Raw genomic sequence first — 14,505 nt, 5'->3', positions numbered from 1 at the left:
ATCGCGTGACAAGAACAGGCGCCTGATCGGTCGGGCGCCTTTTTGCATTCCGGATAGATCGCCAGCCTTCAGGCAGCGTTCGACGTCTGCTCTTCGTTGAGGAAGGCATAAATCGCCGAGGCGGAGTCGGTCGCGCGCAGCTTGGCGACCAGATCATGGTCGCGCAGCACGCGGGCGATGCGGGAAAGCGCCTTCAGATGATCGGCGCCGGCGCCTTCCGGCGCCAGCAGCAGGAACACCAGATCGACCGGCTGGTCGTCCAGCGCTTCGAAATCGACCGGCTGTTCCAGCCGGGCGAAAATACCGACGATGGCGTGGATATTGACAAGCTTGCCGTGGGGAATGGCGATGCCGTTGCCGACGCCGGTCGAGCCCAGGCGTTCGCGTTGCAGGATCACATCGAAGATTTCCCGTTCGGAAAGCCCCGTAGTCCTGGAGGCTTTTGCTGCCAATTCCTGAAGCAACTGTTTCTTGGAATTTACCCTGAGGGCGGGAATGATCGCATCCTGGTGCAGCAAATCTGCCAATGCCATTTCTTTTTCCTTCTGTCGCCAAGATCAAGCTTCCGAGGGAGCGGCGCCCTGCGCCACTCCCTCGCCCTGATCTCAGCCTTTGATATTGGCCGAATCGATCCAGCCAATATTTCCGTCGTGACGACGGTAAACGATGTTGAGCTGTTCTTTGCCGGGGCTGCGGAACAGGAGAAGCGGCTCGTCAGTCATGTCGAGCGCCATGACGGCGGTTGCGACGGACATCGTCTTCAGCTGCTTCGTACTTTCGGCGACGATAGCCGGAGCGAAATCGTCCGGGACCTCGTCTTCATGATCGGGAACCGCGTCCATGACCGTGTAGGCGACTTCTGCAAAGCCGCTGCCGTTCAGATGATTTCCGGAGTGGTGATCCTTGAGCTTCCGCTTGTAGCGGCGCAAGCGCTTCTCGATACGCTCGGATGCCGCATCAAAGGCAATCTGCGGATCCATGGCCTCGCCTGCTGCATGCAGCACGACGCCGCTATCGAGATGAAGCTTGCAATCGGCGGAAAAACGAGAGTTCGACTTTTCCACGATCACCTGACCGGAATATCCCCCGTCGAAGTATTTCGTGACGGCCAAACCAATTTGGTCCTCGATCTTTTGACGGAAGGAGTCACCAATTTCCATATGTTTACCGGATACACGCACACTCATGGAGTTTCCCTTCTTATGGTCGTTTGCGAGTATCAGTTTACGCCAAGCCTCAACCTCATCCAAGCACTTCGCGCAATCTCAAGCAAGATGAGCTCAAGTCTGCGTGTCCCTGGTGCCTTGAGGATGATGGGGATAATGCCCGGATGCCCTTTGCTGCTCCGATTGCGGCGGGCTTCTATCGACGGCCTCCCGGAAAGTCAATAGCCCGCCAAAGCGATGTCTAGTATACGCGGAAAACGTGCAGTGAAAATCCCATAAAATGGGGATGCCTCCGCCATCAGCCGCTCCAGGCGGCGATCAATGACTCGCCCAAGCATTGCAAATCAGAAACCGGCGACCTTGGCCAGCGCTCGCTTTTCCCTGCGGCGTTGGACAGAAGAGGCGATGTTCATCGCCTCGCGGTATTTGGCGACCGTACGGCGGGCGAGATCGATCCCACCCTTCTTGAGCATATCGACGATGTCGTCGTCGGAAAGCACCGCATCGGGGTTTTCCTGCAGGATCAGCGTGCGAATCTTGTGGCGGACTGCTTCAGCCGAATGGCTGTCACCGCCCTCGACGGCGCTGATCGAAACCGTGAAGAAATATTTGAGCTCGAAGAGCCCGCGCGGCGTCAGCATGTACTTATTCGAGGTGACGCGGCTGACCGTCGATTCATGCATCTTGATCGCCTCGGCCACTGTCTTCAGGTTCAGCGGCCGCAGATGATCGACGCCGTGCAACAGGAAGGCATCCTGCTGGCGCACGATCTCGCTCGCCACCTTCATGATGGTCTTGGCGCGCTGGTCGAGGCTGCGCGTCAGCCAGTTGGCGCTCTGCAGGCATTCGGAGAGGAAGGCGTGATCCTCGCCGTTCTTCGCTACGTGCGAAAAATAGGACTGATTGACGAGGACCCGTGGTAGCGTATCCGGATTGAGCTCGACCAGCCAGCCACCATCTGAGGAGGGACGGACCACAACATCGGGCACGATCGCCTCCGAAACGCCGGCCTCGAAACTGCTGCCGGGCTTCGGATTGAGCTGGCGGATTTCTGCGAGCATGTCGAGCAGGTCTTCCTCATCGACACCGCAGAGGCGTTTCAGGGTGGCGAAGTCACGCCGTGCCAGCAGTTCGAGATTTTCGACAAGCGCCTGCATGGCGGGATCGTAGCGATCCTTCTGGCGGAGCTGAATCGCTAGGCATTCGGCAAGATTGCGGGCGAAGACGCCGGGAGGATCGAGCGTCTGCAGTGCCAAGAGCACACGTTCGATATCTTCTGCACCAGCGCCGAGACGCTCGCCGGCTTCGGCGACATCGGCCTGCAGATAGCCCGCATCATCAAGCCGATCGACCAAATTCTGGGCGACGAGGCGATCAGCCATATCGGGCAACACAAAGGGTATCTGCTGGGCAAGATGATCGCGCAGGGATACTTGGCCGGCGACAAAATCATCAAGATCGTAATTGTCAGCAGCTTCGGCGCTGCCTGGCATCGACTTCCACTGGCTGACGAGTTCCGGGGCATCAAGCCGCTGCGGCGCCCCGTCATCCGGGAAGACATTGGTGTAATTGGCGTCCAGCTCATCGCTCAGCCGGCTCGGGCTGCCATTGTCGTACCAGTCAGCGGAAAGCGTTTCGTCGCGGCCTTCATAATCGCCGTCGCCCGCATCCTCCGATTGCGGGGGGTGGGGTTCGTCGGCAGCTTCGCCACGTTCGCCGGGCTCACCTTCGCCCGACGGGAATTCAAGGAGCGGATTCTTCTCCACTTCCTGGGCGATAAATTGCGTGAGTTCGACATGCGTCATCTGCAGCAACTGGATGGACTGCATCAGTTGCGGTGTCATCACCAGGGACTGGTTCTGTCGCAGGAAAAGATTGGCAGACAGGGCCATGGCGGACGCGAAACTCCCTCGACTCCTCCAGGAAACCGCGTCCGATCAAGTCTTCAGGCCACGGAAATCCAAGTTGGCCCAAAAATTGCTTTTTTATCCTATTTGGTCAAGCGGAACCTATACCGCGGCCGTAATTTTCTGTCGCCGAGGGCTGGTTCAGAGACTGAAATTGTCGCCGAGGTAAAGCCGGCGCACTTCCGGATTGTTGACGATGTCGTTCGCACGTCCATGCGTCAGCACTTCGCCGGCATGAATGATATAGGCCCGGTCGATCAGCCCCAGCGTCTCACGCACATTGTGGTCGGTGATCAAAACACCGATACCGCGTGCCGTCAAATGGTGCACGAGGTTCTGAATATCGGCAACCGAGATCGGGTCGACACCGGCAAAGGGCTCGTCGAGCAGCATGAAAGTCGGGTCGGTCGCAAGCGCACGAGCAATTTCCAGGCGTCGGCGCTCACCGCCCGAGAGAGCCACGGCCGCACTCTTGCGGAGCTTTGCGATGTGAAACTCCTCAAGCAGTTCGTCGAGCTTACGCTCGCGCGCCGCCTTGTCCTTTTCATGGACCTCGAGGACGGCGCGGATATTCTCCTCCACCGTGAGTCCACGAAAGATCGAGGCTTCCTGAGGCAGGTAGCCGACGCCGAGGCGTGAGCGGCGATACATCGGCATCGTCGTCACATCGTTACCGTCGATTTCGATCGTCCCCTCATCGACCGGCACGAGGCCGGTGATCATGTAGAAACAGGTCGTCTTGCCGGCGCCGTTCGGCCCCAAGAGACCGACCGCCTCACCACGCCGCACCACGAGTGAAACGCCATTGACGACGCGCCTCGTCGCGTAGGTCTTGGTCAGACCGCGCGCGATCAGCGTGCCCTGATAACGGGCCTTATCGACAGGAGCGGCCGCGGCTTCCGACGCGGCGCTACCGGACTTGGTGGATAACGAGAATAACTTCACGTGAAAGGCCGACTTCTCAATTCTGCTTTGGCTGCTGACTCGGCTGCGATTTTGGATCGAGCTGAATCTGAACGCGACCACCGCAGCTTTCAAGCTCTGCCTGACCGGTCGCCATGTGAACGGTGAGCTGGCAACCGGTAAAGACGTTCGGGCCATCGGTCAGAACGACTTTCTTACCCGTAAGGATGAAGACCTGCGAGGTCATATCGAAATTGCCGTCATCGGCGGTTGCCGTCTGCGTGCCCGAGGTCAGGTAAACCTTATCGGTCACCAGGATCTTGTCGATATCGGCACTACCTGAGGCAAGCGAGTCCGATTGTCCCGCCGCGGCCGGAGCCGTCTCGGCAGCTGGTGCCGGCTTGGTGGCAGCATCACCCGCTGCCGGCTGCTTCGACTTGTCCTTGTAGTAGACCGTCATCTTGCCGGCCTGCAGGGTCGTCGTCCCCTGAACGACCTTGACGTCGCCGGTGAAGAGCGCCGTGTGTTCCTGATCATGGATTTCCAGCTTGTTGCTTTCAATCTGGATCGGCTGGTCGCTGGAAAGTTTCATCCCAGGCATCGTCGTCGACTGAGCGGCCGCCCCCGCGACCGAAAGGACGAAGGCAAGTGCGCCGGTGATGAAAGCTACGCCAGTCTTACGAGTTGAAATGCGACAATCTTTTGTCATTTGACCCGGCTCTTTAGGTGCCCTGTTTGTGGATGGTGGATGATTCAACATTCATGCGAACATTCCCCTCGAATGTGATCACGCGCCCCTTATCGGTTATATTCATCGACCGCGCAACAATCGAAGCATTGTCCTTGGTAATTCTGACGGGATCGTCCGTCGACATGTTTCCGCCCTTGATATCAAGGTGTGCGGATTGGAAATTCGCTACGAGACCGCTGCTCAAAACGAGCGTGAACGGCGCCGTCATGTGCAGGTTGTCGGTGGCGCGGTTGAAATCCGCAGTCGTCGCCGTGACACGGGCCATCAGGCCGTCATTCATCGGCACCGCAGCTTTGATCGTCTCCAGCGTAATGAGGTCTGGATTGCGGATGTCCTGCAGTGCGCGCTCAGCGAGCATCGAATAGTTGATACCGTCGGAGTTGCGGCCGGCAATGGCCGGCTTTTCCATCACGACCTTGCCGTTCTCGATCTTGGCACCCTCGATCTTGATGGTTTCCGGCAGGTAAGTGCGGATCACCGAGACGGCGACGAAGATGAGGGAAATGATGAGGGCTGCGACGGGCAGCAAAAACTTGAGGCGGCGGACACGCACGGAATGGAACCGGGCAAGGCCATAGGGGCTGTCCTTTGGCCCTGCATATGCGGGCTTCCCGTTGTTCCTGAGGGTATCGAGCATATGCCTGGTCCGTTTGTGATGATCGTGCCGCTTATATAGCAATGCCGGGCGCCAATCACAGTTCGTTTCGCATTATTACATTGGCTTGCCAATATGGATTTTTTTCTGCAACAAGCAACTAAACCGAAAATAGCAGGTTTCCGGGCATTTTCCCGGGGAAGCTTGCGCCTTATCTCCCCAGCGGCGGAATACCGCCGTTGGGTTTCGTCTCTGGAGGTTGGAATGGACAGCTCGATCATCGCAGACCGCCGGCTGCTGCGCCGCAGGCTTGGCTTCTGGCGCCTTGTCGCGGTCGTGCTGCTCGTTGCGCTCGGTTTTGCGCTTTACAGTTTTGCCTTCGGCGAAAGCAGCACCGCGCGACCTCATATCGCCCATGTGACGATCTCCGGCCTGATCACCGATGACGACGAGCTGCTCGAGCGGCTAGAAAAGATCAAGGACAACGACCAGGCCAAAGCAGTCGTGATCTCGATCTCTTCGCCCGGCGGAACGACCTATGGCGGTGAGAAGATATTCAAGGCGATCCGGGCGATTGCGGAGAAAAAGCCCGTCGTCTCCGACGTCAGAACGCTTGCAGCCTCTGCGGGGTACATGATCGCAACGGCCGGCGATACGATCATTGCCGGCGAAAGCTCGATCACCGGCTCGATCGGCGTCATTTTCCAGTATCCTCAGGTGCGACCGCTGCTCGACAAGCTCGGCGTCTCGCTGCAGGAGATCAAATCCTCCCCGCTCAAGGCCGAGCCCTCGCCGTTCCACGACACCAGCGAGGAAGCAAAGACCATGATCCGCAACATGGTTCTCGACAGCTACGACTGGTTCGTCAATCTCGTTGCCGACAGGCGCAAATTGCCGCACGACGAAGTGCTGAAGCTTGCAGACGGCACGATCTATACGGGCAGGCAGGCGCTGAAGGTGAAACTCATCGATGCGGTTGGTGGGGAGCCTGAAATCCGCGCCTATCTGACCTCCCGGAACGTCAGCGACAAACTACCGGTCGTCGACTGGGACAAGAAGAGCAGCACGCCCTTCCTGCTCGCAGGGGCTGTTTCGCGGCTGATTACGATCCTTGGTTATGGTGATCTTGTCAAAGGCCAGGATCTCAACGGCATCCTGCCCCCAAAGTTGCTCCTTGACGGGCTGCTTTCAGTTTGGCAGGTTGACCAGGATTGAATAAGAAATCAATAATTTAAGGGGGCGACCGTGATCAAGTCCGAATTGGTGCAGATTGTTGCGGCACGCAATCCGCACCTCTACCATCGCGATGTGGAAAATATCGTCAATGCGGTCCTCGACGAGATCACTGATGCGCTTGCTGCCGGCAACCGTGTCGAACTGCGCGGCTTCGGCGCGTTCTCGGTCAAAAACCGCCCTTCCCGCTCCGGCCGTAACCCGCGCACCGGTGATACTGTCTTCGTCGAGGAGAAGTGGGTTCCTTTCTTCAAGACCGGCAAGGAACTGCGCGAGCGCCTGAATCCCGGACAAGCCGACGAAGAGGATTGATCCCCTGAAACGGGCATCAAGCCGCACTTGAACTTCGTCGCCGCGCGTCTATTCTGGCGTCCATGAAGCTTGCCTTCGCCGAATCGGCGCGGAGAACGACATGACCAAGAAGATCGTCAACCTTTTGATTTTACTGCCACTTGGCGTCATTCTGATCGTCTTCTGCGTTGCCAACCGGCAGAGTGTGACGCTCGCCTTCAACCCGTTCCGGCCGGAAGATCAGGTTCTTTCCCTCGCCGCGCCCTTCTTCGTTTTCCTGCTGATTGCCTTCATCCTCGGCATGCTGGTGGGCTCGGCCGCAACGTGGTTCAACCAGAGCAAACACCGCAAGCGCGCCCGCCTCGAGGCCAGGGAAGCAATCCGCTGGCAAGGCGAAGCAGACCGCCACAAGACGCGTGCGGAACAGATCGCCGGGCAGTTGCCCTCGCGGTGATTGCTTCTATTCGCCTGACGCCGGAACAAAACTCAGCTCTTCATAGTCGCCTTCGGTCGAGGCGCCCCTGCCGGTGACCTGAAAGCCATGTGCCAGATAGAAAGCCTTGGCGTGGCGGTTATTGACGAGGCATTTCAGCCTATACGGGTGCTTTGGCCAGGCGGGAAGCGATTGCAGCAAGGCGGTTCCCGCGCCTTTGCCCTGAAATTCGGGCAGAATGTAGAGCATGTGGATGAAATCATCCGCCGCCCAGATCGAGATGAAACCGGCTATTCTCCCATCTTCTCCCTCGCAGACGGAAACGACCTCGCCATTCGTATGGGCGGCAAAATCTTCCTGATAAAAATTTCCGGGATCGACCCAGGTAAAGGTCTGGCGCCGGACGGACAGGTAGATGTCGGCAAGCTGCATCACATCTTCGGGGCGGTTTGGTCGGATTTTCCAGGTCATCGGTCTTGCGTAAAAGGGATTTTCGGGGATGCCAGGTCTTCGAGCTACAGCATCGGCCTGAAAATCGGAATCGATTTTCGGAAAGCCTGATGCGTAGATTCAAAGAGATAGAGCGTCCTTTGGGCGTCCGAATGGCCGCACAGAGCTCTAGCCTGCAGCCTTTTCGACGACGGCAGCATTGAAATTTCCCCAGAAGCGACGAGCAAGCTTTTCCAGCGTGGCACGGATCAACCGGCTGCCGATCTCGGCAATCCGGCCTCCGGTATCGCCGTCGGCTTCATAGCGCAGAAGAGTATGCAGCCCCTCATCGACCAAGGTAACATCGGCTTCACCTTTGGCGAAGCCGGCAATGCCGCCCCGCCCTTCCGCGGCGATCGTGTAACTGCGCGGCGCATCGACGTTCGAAAGTCTGATCTCGCCGTTGAAGGTCACTGAAAACAGGCCGAAGCCGACTTTGACAGTTGCCAGGAATTGCGTCGGCGACAGTTTTTCCACACTCTGGCAGCCAGGGATGCATTGCCTGATGATATCGGGATCGTTCATAGCCGCCCACACGACATCCCGCGGCGCGGCGATGCGTTCCTCCCCGATCAGGTCCATCAGCAATTCCCCATTTCCATAGCTGGACCATATCATGATGGGAAAGCGCTTTGCCAAGGTCGGACGGGATGCTATTTGCACTGGCTCAATCGAATTTAAGACGCGGAAGACCACGTTGAAACAAAGAGAACGCCGGCCCGGCGCGAAGACGACGGCAGGCCCTTCGGGCGGTCGCCGCGCCGATGCGCGGCCGGCAAGATCGGAAAAGCCGACCGCAAAGGCCGCTCCCGCGCGGGATAAGCGCCCGCCGGCAGCGGTTCCGGCCGCAATCGAACGTCCGTTGACAGTCCGTACTGGCGACCGGCCGGCCGAGCGCGTGCCTGTCATCTTGGAATCGACGGGTGCGGGCGATTTCCATCTGATTGACAGCGGCAACGGCCAGAAGCTCGAGCAATACGGCCCCTACCGGATCGTCCGGCCCGAAGGTCAGGCGTTGTGGCAGCCGTCGCAGCCTGCTCATGTCTGGGAAAAGGTCGATGCCGTCTTCACCGGAGATACGGATGAAGAGGGCACGGGACGCTGGCGCTTTCCCAAGGAGGCGCTTGGCGAAACCTGGCCGCTCAACCTGCTCGGTGTCGATTTCTTTGGCCGCTTCACGTCTTTCCGTCACGTCGGCGTCTTTCCCGAGCAGATCGTTCACTGGAGCTGGATGAAAAACCAAGTGGAAAGCGCCGGCCGTCCGCTGAAGGTATTGAACCTCTTCGGTTATACGGGCGTCGCCTCGCTGGTTGCCGCTGCGGCCGGCGCAGAGGTCACCCATGTCGATGCCTCGAAGAAGGCGATCGGCTGGGCACGCGAAAACCAGGCGCTGGGGCGCATGGAGAAGCTGCCGATCCGCTGGATCTGCGAGGATGCGATGAAGTTCATCCTGCGCGAGGAGCGCCGCGGCAGTCAGTACGACATCATCCTCACCGATCCGCCGAAATTCGGCCGCGGGCCGAACGGCGAAGTCTGGCATCTGTTCGAACATCTGCCGCTGATGCTGGATATCTGCCGGGAAATCCTGTCGCCGAGGGCGCTCGGGCTGGTGCTGACGGCCTATTCGATCCGAGCGAGCTTCTATTCCATCCACGAGTTGATGCGCGAGACGATGCGCGGCGCCGGCGGGGTGGTCGAATCCGGCGAACTCGTCATCCGCGAGGCAGGCCTCGACGGCAAGACGCCGGGCCGCGCGCTTTCCACCTCTCTCTTTTCCCGCTGGGTGCCGAAATGAACGAACTCCACGATCGCGGCCCCCGCAAGGTCGGACAGGTGAAGGAAGTCACCTCGCTTGCCAATCCGATCATCAAGGATATCAAGGCGCTGACGAACAAGAAGTCGCGCGAGGAGAGCGGCACTTTCATGGCCGAAGGCCTGAAACTCGTCATCGATGCGATCGAGCTTGGCTGGACCATCCGCACGCTCGTCTATGCGAAGGCTGCCAAGGGCAAGCCGCTGGTCGAGCAGATGGCAGCAAAGACGGTGGCTTCCGGCGGCCTCGTGCTCGAAGTCAGCGAAAAGGTGCTCTCCTCGATCACCCGGCGCGACAATCCGCAGATGGTGGTCGGTATCTTCGAAAACCGCTGGAAGGCGCTGAAGCATATCCGACCGAAGGAAGGCGAGACCTGGGTGGCTCTCGACCGCGTGCGCGATCCCGGCAATCTCGGAACGATCATCCGCACCGCCGATGCCGCCGGTGCGTCCGGCGTCATCCTTGTTGGCGAGACGACCGATCCTTTCTCTCTGGAAACGGTGCGCGCCACGATGGGCTCGGTTTTCGCCGTTCCGGTCGCTCACGCCACCGCAGAGGAATTCATCGCCTGGAAGAAGCAGGCCGGCGTCTCGGTCGTTGCGACCCACCTTGCCGGCTCGGTCGACTACCGCACGATCGATTACAAGAAGAAGCCCGTCGTACTGCTGATGGGCAACGAACAATCTGGCCTGCCGGATCAGCTCGCCAAGGAGGCGGATGCACTTGCCCGCATTCCGCAGCAGGGCCGCGCCGATTCCCTGAATCTGGCCGTTGCCACCGCCGTCATGCTCTTCGAGGCACGCCGCCATCTCCTCTCACTGTCCGAGGGCAAATGACCGACCAGACGACCGTACGCCCGGCACTCTTCTCGCGGCCCCTGCCAATCCTGATCTTCATCTTGGTCGCCGTTATCCTCGACCAGATCGTCAAGATTGCCGTCGACCTCTATCTGCCGCTGCAAGAAGCCGTGCCCGTCATTCCGATGCTGGCGCTCTACCGCACCTATAATCTCGGCGTCGCCTTCTCGATGCTGTCAGGCATGGATGGCTGGTTCATCGTCGGCATGCGCCTGATCATCGTCGCCTTCGTGCTTTATCTCTGGCATCGCACCTCCAAGGATCGCTGGCTGGCGCATCTCGGCTATGCGCTCATCATCGCGGGGGCGATCGGCAATCTCGTCGACCGTTTCGCCTATGGGCATGTGATCGACTACATCCTCTTCCATACGGAAACCTGGTCTTTCGCCGTCTTCAATCTCGCCGACAGCTTCATCACCGTCGGCGCCGGCTGCGTCATCCTCGACGAAATGCTGCAAAAGCCGAAAAAGGCGGATCGCTAAATTTTTAGCGGATTCCTGAAAACATTCGGAACGGGCGATATGTTAGCTGTATTGCATGCAGAATATGGCGCAGCTACAGGAACGATTGTCCGCCGCATTCGGCGGAGCCGCCGCTAGGGCCTATCACGGCCGCACGGCGGGTGAATTGTCGCCGGCTCTTTTTCGCTCCCGGCATCCATTGATCTTCCACTGGCTCGGCGGATCGGGTCTTCTTTCGGCGATCCTGCTGCTCCTGCTTTCTCACTGGGGCGGCCCGCTCATGGCTGGCCTCGGCCTCATCCTGATTGCTGCCATTGCAGGTTATCTTGCTCTTCTTTTCAGGACCGGAAACAGGCACGGCGGCCGCAGCCCGGAGACGCCGGAACGCGTCGATGCGACCGGCCTGCTCGGCACGGTCCATGACGTGCTCGACGATATCGTCGTCACCCGCATGATGGACCGGCGCATCATTGGCGCCAACGAGACGTTCCGCCGCCTCACGGGGCGCGCAAAACCCGAAGGCCAGACCTGCGAAGAGATCGGCCTTGCCTTCCGCCCCGGTCCGCAGCCGCATCGTTACGACGTGGAGATTTCAACGCCCGCCGGACAGCGCATCTTTCTCTGGCACGATGTCGTGACCCGCGACCCGGCAAACGGGCGCCTGCTTCTGCAGAGCATCGCGCGCGATGTGACCGAAGAGCGGCTTGCTGCCGAAGGCCGCGAGGAAGCCCGGCAGAAGGCCGAATATAACAGCGCCGCCAAATCGCGGCTGCTCGCCACCGTCAGCCATGAAATCCGCACGCCTCTATCAGGCATTCTCGGCATGGCGCATCTGATTTCCGAAACGAAGCTGACACAGGAACAGCAGAATTATCTCACCAGTATCCGTCAGTCCGGCCATGCGCTGACCCAGCTCGTCGAGGATCTGCTCGACTTCTCGACTATAGAGGTCGGCCGTTTCCAGCTCCGCCCACGATCGGAATCCTTGCGTAAACTCGTCGAGAGCGTTGTGGAGATGCTGGCTCATCGCGCTCATGAGAAAGGCATCGAGATCGGTGCGACCGTCTCTTCCGACGTGCCGGAGCTGATGAGCTTCGATCCGGCGCGCCTGCGGCAGGTACTTTTTAACGTCATCGGCAATGCGGTGAAGTTCACGCAGGCCGGCGGCGTCTTCATCCGTGTCTCAAGAGCGGCCAACGAATTGCTGATATCGGTGACCGATACCGGGCCTGGTATGACAGCGGAGGAGCAGGCGCGCATATTCGGTGAATTCGAGCAGGGCGGCAGCCTTGTCCAGAAGAGCAATGGCACGGGTCTCGGCCTTGCGATCTCCGCCCGCATCCTGCGCGAGTTCGGCGGCTCGCTGGCAGTTGCAAGCGAAAGGGGCAAGGGCAGCCAGTTCACCATCCGCTTCCCGGCCGAACTCTCCGAGGAAGATACCACGAGCCGGAATACATTGCTGGCAGGAAACAGCATCGTGCTGCTCGCCCCGGCGGGTGCGGCTCGCACGGCGATCGCCGAGACGATCACGACGCTCGGGGGGCGCTGTCATCTGGTCGCCGGCGGCGAGGCGGCGCGCGAAAGCCTGCTGTCGCTTGCCCGAAGCGGCGACCGGCCCACCGATATCATCGTCGACCACCGCATGTCCGAGGAGTTCTCGCTGCATATCGCCGATCGCACGGAGATTGCAGCACTCGGCCTGCGCAAGGTGCTGCTCGTCAATCCGGAAGAGCGCAACTCGCATTCGCTCGACCTCTTCGATGCGTGGCTGATCCGGCCGCTGCGCGAACAGTCGCTGATCGACGTCCTGCGCGGGCGCATGCGCGGCATGGAAAAGCGCGACGCGCTGAACGACAACCAACCGGGCATCGGCCTCTCGGTTGCAGAACGCACGACGACAGGCGACGGGCTATCCATCCTGCTCGGCGAGGACGACCCGATCAACGCCATGCTGGTGCGTGTCATGCTGGAAAAGGGCGGCCATTCGGTCCGGCATGTCGAGGATTTCGAATCTCTGCTGGACAGCGCGCTCGGTGACGATCGACCCGACATCATCATCAGCGATCTTTCCATGCCCGGCGGCAACGGTATCGACATGCTCGGACGCCTTCGCGGACACGAGCGGCGGCTCGATCTTCAACCGGTTCCGGTCATCGTTCTGACTGCGGACAAGAGCGACGAATCGCGGCGACAGGTCTTGCTCAACGGCGCCAATCGCGTCATGGTAAAACCGGTAGATCCGGTCAGGCTGCTCACCGAAGTACAGGCGGTTGTTGCTCTTTCAGCCCGCCGCGCTGAGGCGCGCTGAAGCTGGAGAAATCGGCACGTTTCTTGCGTGCACAAAATTCGGTATGTCACTTTCCTGTCGCATATAAGTGTTTTATGGCGTGTGATAAGCCGGCAACGGGAGAATCGCCATGTCTGTTGACATCCTCAATTGTGACGCTACCGCCGAGGCCTCCCGGCCGTCGACGGCTGCCGCCCCGAAGGAAGACGATGTTCTCGGCCGCATCGGCAACCTCGAGACCCGCCTTGCCCGCAGTGCACGCGAAATCGATGCCGCACAGGCCGTGCGCTACCGCGTTTTCGTCGAGGAAATGAAAGCTCAGCTGCCGGCGGACGCCATGCGCCGCGAGCGCGACTTCGATGCCTATGACGCTTTCTGCGACCATCTTCTGGTTCTCGACCGCTCGATCGATGGCGATGCCGAAGACCAGATCGTCGGTACCTACCGCCTGCTCAGGCAGGAAATCGCCATGGCCAATGGCGGTTTTTACTCGGCTTCCGAGTTTGCGATCGACGAACTGATTTCCCGTCATCCCGACAAGCGCTTCATGGAACTCGGGCGCTCCTGCGTGCTGCCGGAATACCGCACCAAACGCACGGTCGAACTGCTCTGGCAGGGCAATTGGGCCTATGCGCTGAAGCACGGCATGAGCGCCATGTTCGGCTGCGCCTCCTTCCCGGGAATTTACCCGGAAGGCCACGCGCTGGCTCTTTCGTTCCTTTTTCACAATGTGCTTGCCAAGGATGAATGGGCCGTCGGCGCGCTGCCGCATCTGGCCCGCGATATGGACCTGATGCCGGCTGAAGGCGTCAATCCGAAAAGGGCATTGATGGCGCTGCCGCCGCTCATCAAGGGTTACCTGCGCCTCGGCGCCATGGTTGGTTCCAGCGCAGTGGTCGACCAGGCCTTCAACACGACCGACGTGCTGATCGTGCTGCCTATATCCAGCATTTCCGATCGCTATTTGAACTATTACGGCGCAGATGCCGGCCGTTTCGCCAGCTAGTCGCAGCATAGCCATCGCTTGACGGCTAACGGCGATCCATTCATTCTCTCATGGCGTCGTCAGTAGGGCGCATCGGCATTGGTGCCGGCTGGGCTATGCCCGCCTACAAGATCAAACCTCGCGCCATGCCGAATCTGGAAAACCTCAAGAAGAAGGCCAAGCAGTTCCGGTTTTCGATCCGGAACTTCACCAACGGGATAAGGATATCCTTTCAGCGACGATACCGCTAGATGACGTGAAGACGTTGTTTCTTGAATACACAGCAAAGAATGTTCCGTTTCATCAACCATTGAGACTGGAGCCATAGGGTGCA

At 59.5% G+C, this 14,505-nt stretch carries 16 protein-coding genes; 8 read left to right on the top strand and 8 right to left on the bottom strand.

The genetic code is table 11. The features are described 5' to 3' along the window. Positions 1 to 68: 68 nt before the first annotated feature. From ptsN to lptC, 6 genes are all read right to left on the bottom strand, one after another. Positions 69 to 533, bottom strand: a complete 465-nt coding sequence (gene ptsN, locus KQ933_RS00260) for a PTS IIA-like nitrogen regulatory protein PtsN (RefSeq protein WP_216756847.1) — start codon at positions 531 to 533, stop codon at positions 69 to 71. Positions 534 to 605: 72 nt separating this feature from the next. Continuing rightward, the gene (gene raiA, locus KQ933_RS00255; RefSeq protein ID WP_183729185.1) at positions 606 to 1,187 is read right to left on the bottom strand and encodes a ribosome-associated translation inhibitor RaiA; all 582 of its coding nucleotides are present in this window, start codon (positions 1,185 to 1,187) and stop codon (positions 606 to 608) included. Between the two features lie 323 nt (positions 1,188 to 1,510). Further along, a complete protein-coding gene (gene rpoN / locus KQ933_RS00250) occupies positions 1,511 to 3,058 on the bottom strand; it encodes an RNA polymerase factor sigma-54 (RefSeq protein ID WP_216756846.1) in 1,548 nt (515 codons plus the stop codon). Between the two features lie 156 nt (positions 3,059 to 3,214). Continuing rightward, positions 3,215 to 4,018: an LPS export ABC transporter ATP-binding protein gene (lptB, locus tag KQ933_RS00245; protein WP_183801544.1), complete on the bottom strand. Its 804-nt coding sequence runs from the start codon at positions 4,016 to 4,018 to the stop codon at positions 3,215 to 3,217. 16 nt (positions 4,019 to 4,034) lie between these two features. Further along, positions 4,035 to 4,685, bottom strand: a complete 651-nt coding sequence (locus KQ933_RS00240; RefSeq protein ID WP_216756845.1) for an LptA/OstA family protein — start codon at positions 4,683 to 4,685, stop codon at positions 4,035 to 4,037. Positions 4,686 to 4,698: 13 nt separating this feature from the next. Beyond that, positions 4,699 to 5,364 (bottom strand): LPS export ABC transporter periplasmic protein LptC, encoded by a 666-nt coding sequence (gene lptC / locus KQ933_RS00235; RefSeq protein ID WP_216756844.1) that lies wholly within the window; start codon positions 5,362 to 5,364, stop codon positions 4,699 to 4,701. Positions 5,365 to 5,586: 222 nt separating this feature from the next. On the opposite strand from lptC, the gene sppA reads away from it, so the two are divergent. The 3 genes from sppA (at position 5,587) to KQ933_RS00220 (ending at position 7,300) form a co-directional block, all read left to right on the top strand. Beyond that, positions 5,587 to 6,537: a signal peptide peptidase SppA gene (gene sppA / locus KQ933_RS00230; protein WP_216756843.1), complete on the top strand. Its 951-nt coding sequence runs from the start codon at positions 5,587 to 5,589 to the stop codon at positions 6,535 to 6,537. 30 nt (positions 6,538 to 6,567) lie between these two features. Further along, on the top strand, positions 6,568 to 6,867 hold the full coding sequence (locus KQ933_RS00225) for an integration host factor subunit beta (RefSeq protein WP_003544934.1): 300 nt from the start codon (positions 6,568 to 6,570) through the stop codon (positions 6,865 to 6,867). A 100-nt stretch (positions 6,868 to 6,967) separates the two neighbouring features. After that, a complete protein-coding gene (locus KQ933_RS00220) occupies positions 6,968 to 7,300 on the top strand; it encodes a LapA family protein (RefSeq protein WP_216756842.1) in 333 nt (110 codons plus the stop codon). Between the two features lie 6 nt (positions 7,301 to 7,306). Here the strand turns inward: KQ933_RS00220 and KQ933_RS00215 are convergent, their stop codons facing one another. Together KQ933_RS00215 and KQ933_RS00210 are read right to left on the bottom strand one after the other, a co-directional pair. Further along, positions 7,307 to 7,750, bottom strand: a complete 444-nt coding sequence (locus tag KQ933_RS00215) for a GNAT family N-acetyltransferase (RefSeq protein WP_216756841.1) — start codon at positions 7,748 to 7,750, stop codon at positions 7,307 to 7,309. Between the two features lie 147 nt (positions 7,751 to 7,897). Beyond that, a complete protein-coding gene (locus KQ933_RS00210; protein WP_216756840.1) occupies positions 7,898 to 8,350 on the bottom strand; it encodes a CoxG family protein in 453 nt (150 codons plus the stop codon). A gap of 115 nt (positions 8,351 to 8,465) precedes the next feature. Between KQ933_RS00210 and KQ933_RS00205 the strand changes: the two genes are divergently transcribed. From KQ933_RS00205 to KQ933_RS00185, 5 genes are all read left to right on the top strand, one after another. Next, the gene (locus tag KQ933_RS00205; protein WP_216756839.1) at positions 8,466 to 9,563 is read left to right on the top strand and encodes a class I SAM-dependent methyltransferase; all 1,098 of its coding nucleotides are present in this window, start codon (positions 8,466 to 8,468) and stop codon (positions 9,561 to 9,563) included. Continuing rightward, on the top strand, positions 9,560 to 10,417 hold the full coding sequence (locus tag KQ933_RS00200) for an RNA methyltransferase (RefSeq protein ID WP_216756838.1): 858 nt from the start codon (positions 9,560 to 9,562) through the stop codon (positions 10,415 to 10,417). The genes KQ933_RS00205 and KQ933_RS00200 overlap by 4 nt, the downstream gene beginning before the upstream one ends. Continuing rightward, positions 10,414 to 10,920, top strand: a complete 507-nt coding sequence (gene lspA, locus KQ933_RS00195; RefSeq protein ID WP_216756837.1) for a signal peptidase II — start codon at positions 10,414 to 10,416, stop codon at positions 10,918 to 10,920. The genes KQ933_RS00200 and lspA overlap by 4 nt, the downstream gene beginning before the upstream one ends. Positions 10,921 to 10,975: 55 nt before the next feature. Then, the gene (locus KQ933_RS00190; RefSeq protein WP_216756836.1) at positions 10,976 to 13,207 is read left to right on the top strand and encodes a hybrid sensor histidine kinase/response regulator; all 2,232 of its coding nucleotides are present in this window, start codon (positions 10,976 to 10,978) and stop codon (positions 13,205 to 13,207) included. A gap of 109 nt (positions 13,208 to 13,316) precedes the next feature. Further along, positions 13,317 to 14,192, top strand: coding sequence for a GNAT family N-acetyltransferase (locus tag KQ933_RS00185; protein ID WP_216756835.1), 876 nt, complete (start codon positions 13,317 to 13,319; stop codon positions 14,190 to 14,192). The last annotated feature ends 313 nt before the right edge of the window (positions 14,193 to 14,505 follow it).

Origin of the sequence: Rhizobium sp. WYJ-E13, from assembly GCF_018987265.1 — a bacterium.
GTDB lineage: Bacteria > Pseudomonadota > Alphaproteobacteria > Rhizobiales > Rhizobiaceae > Rhizobium.
Note: the sequence above shows the minus strand (reverse complement) of the source record. Positions and strands in the feature narration are given on the sequence as shown.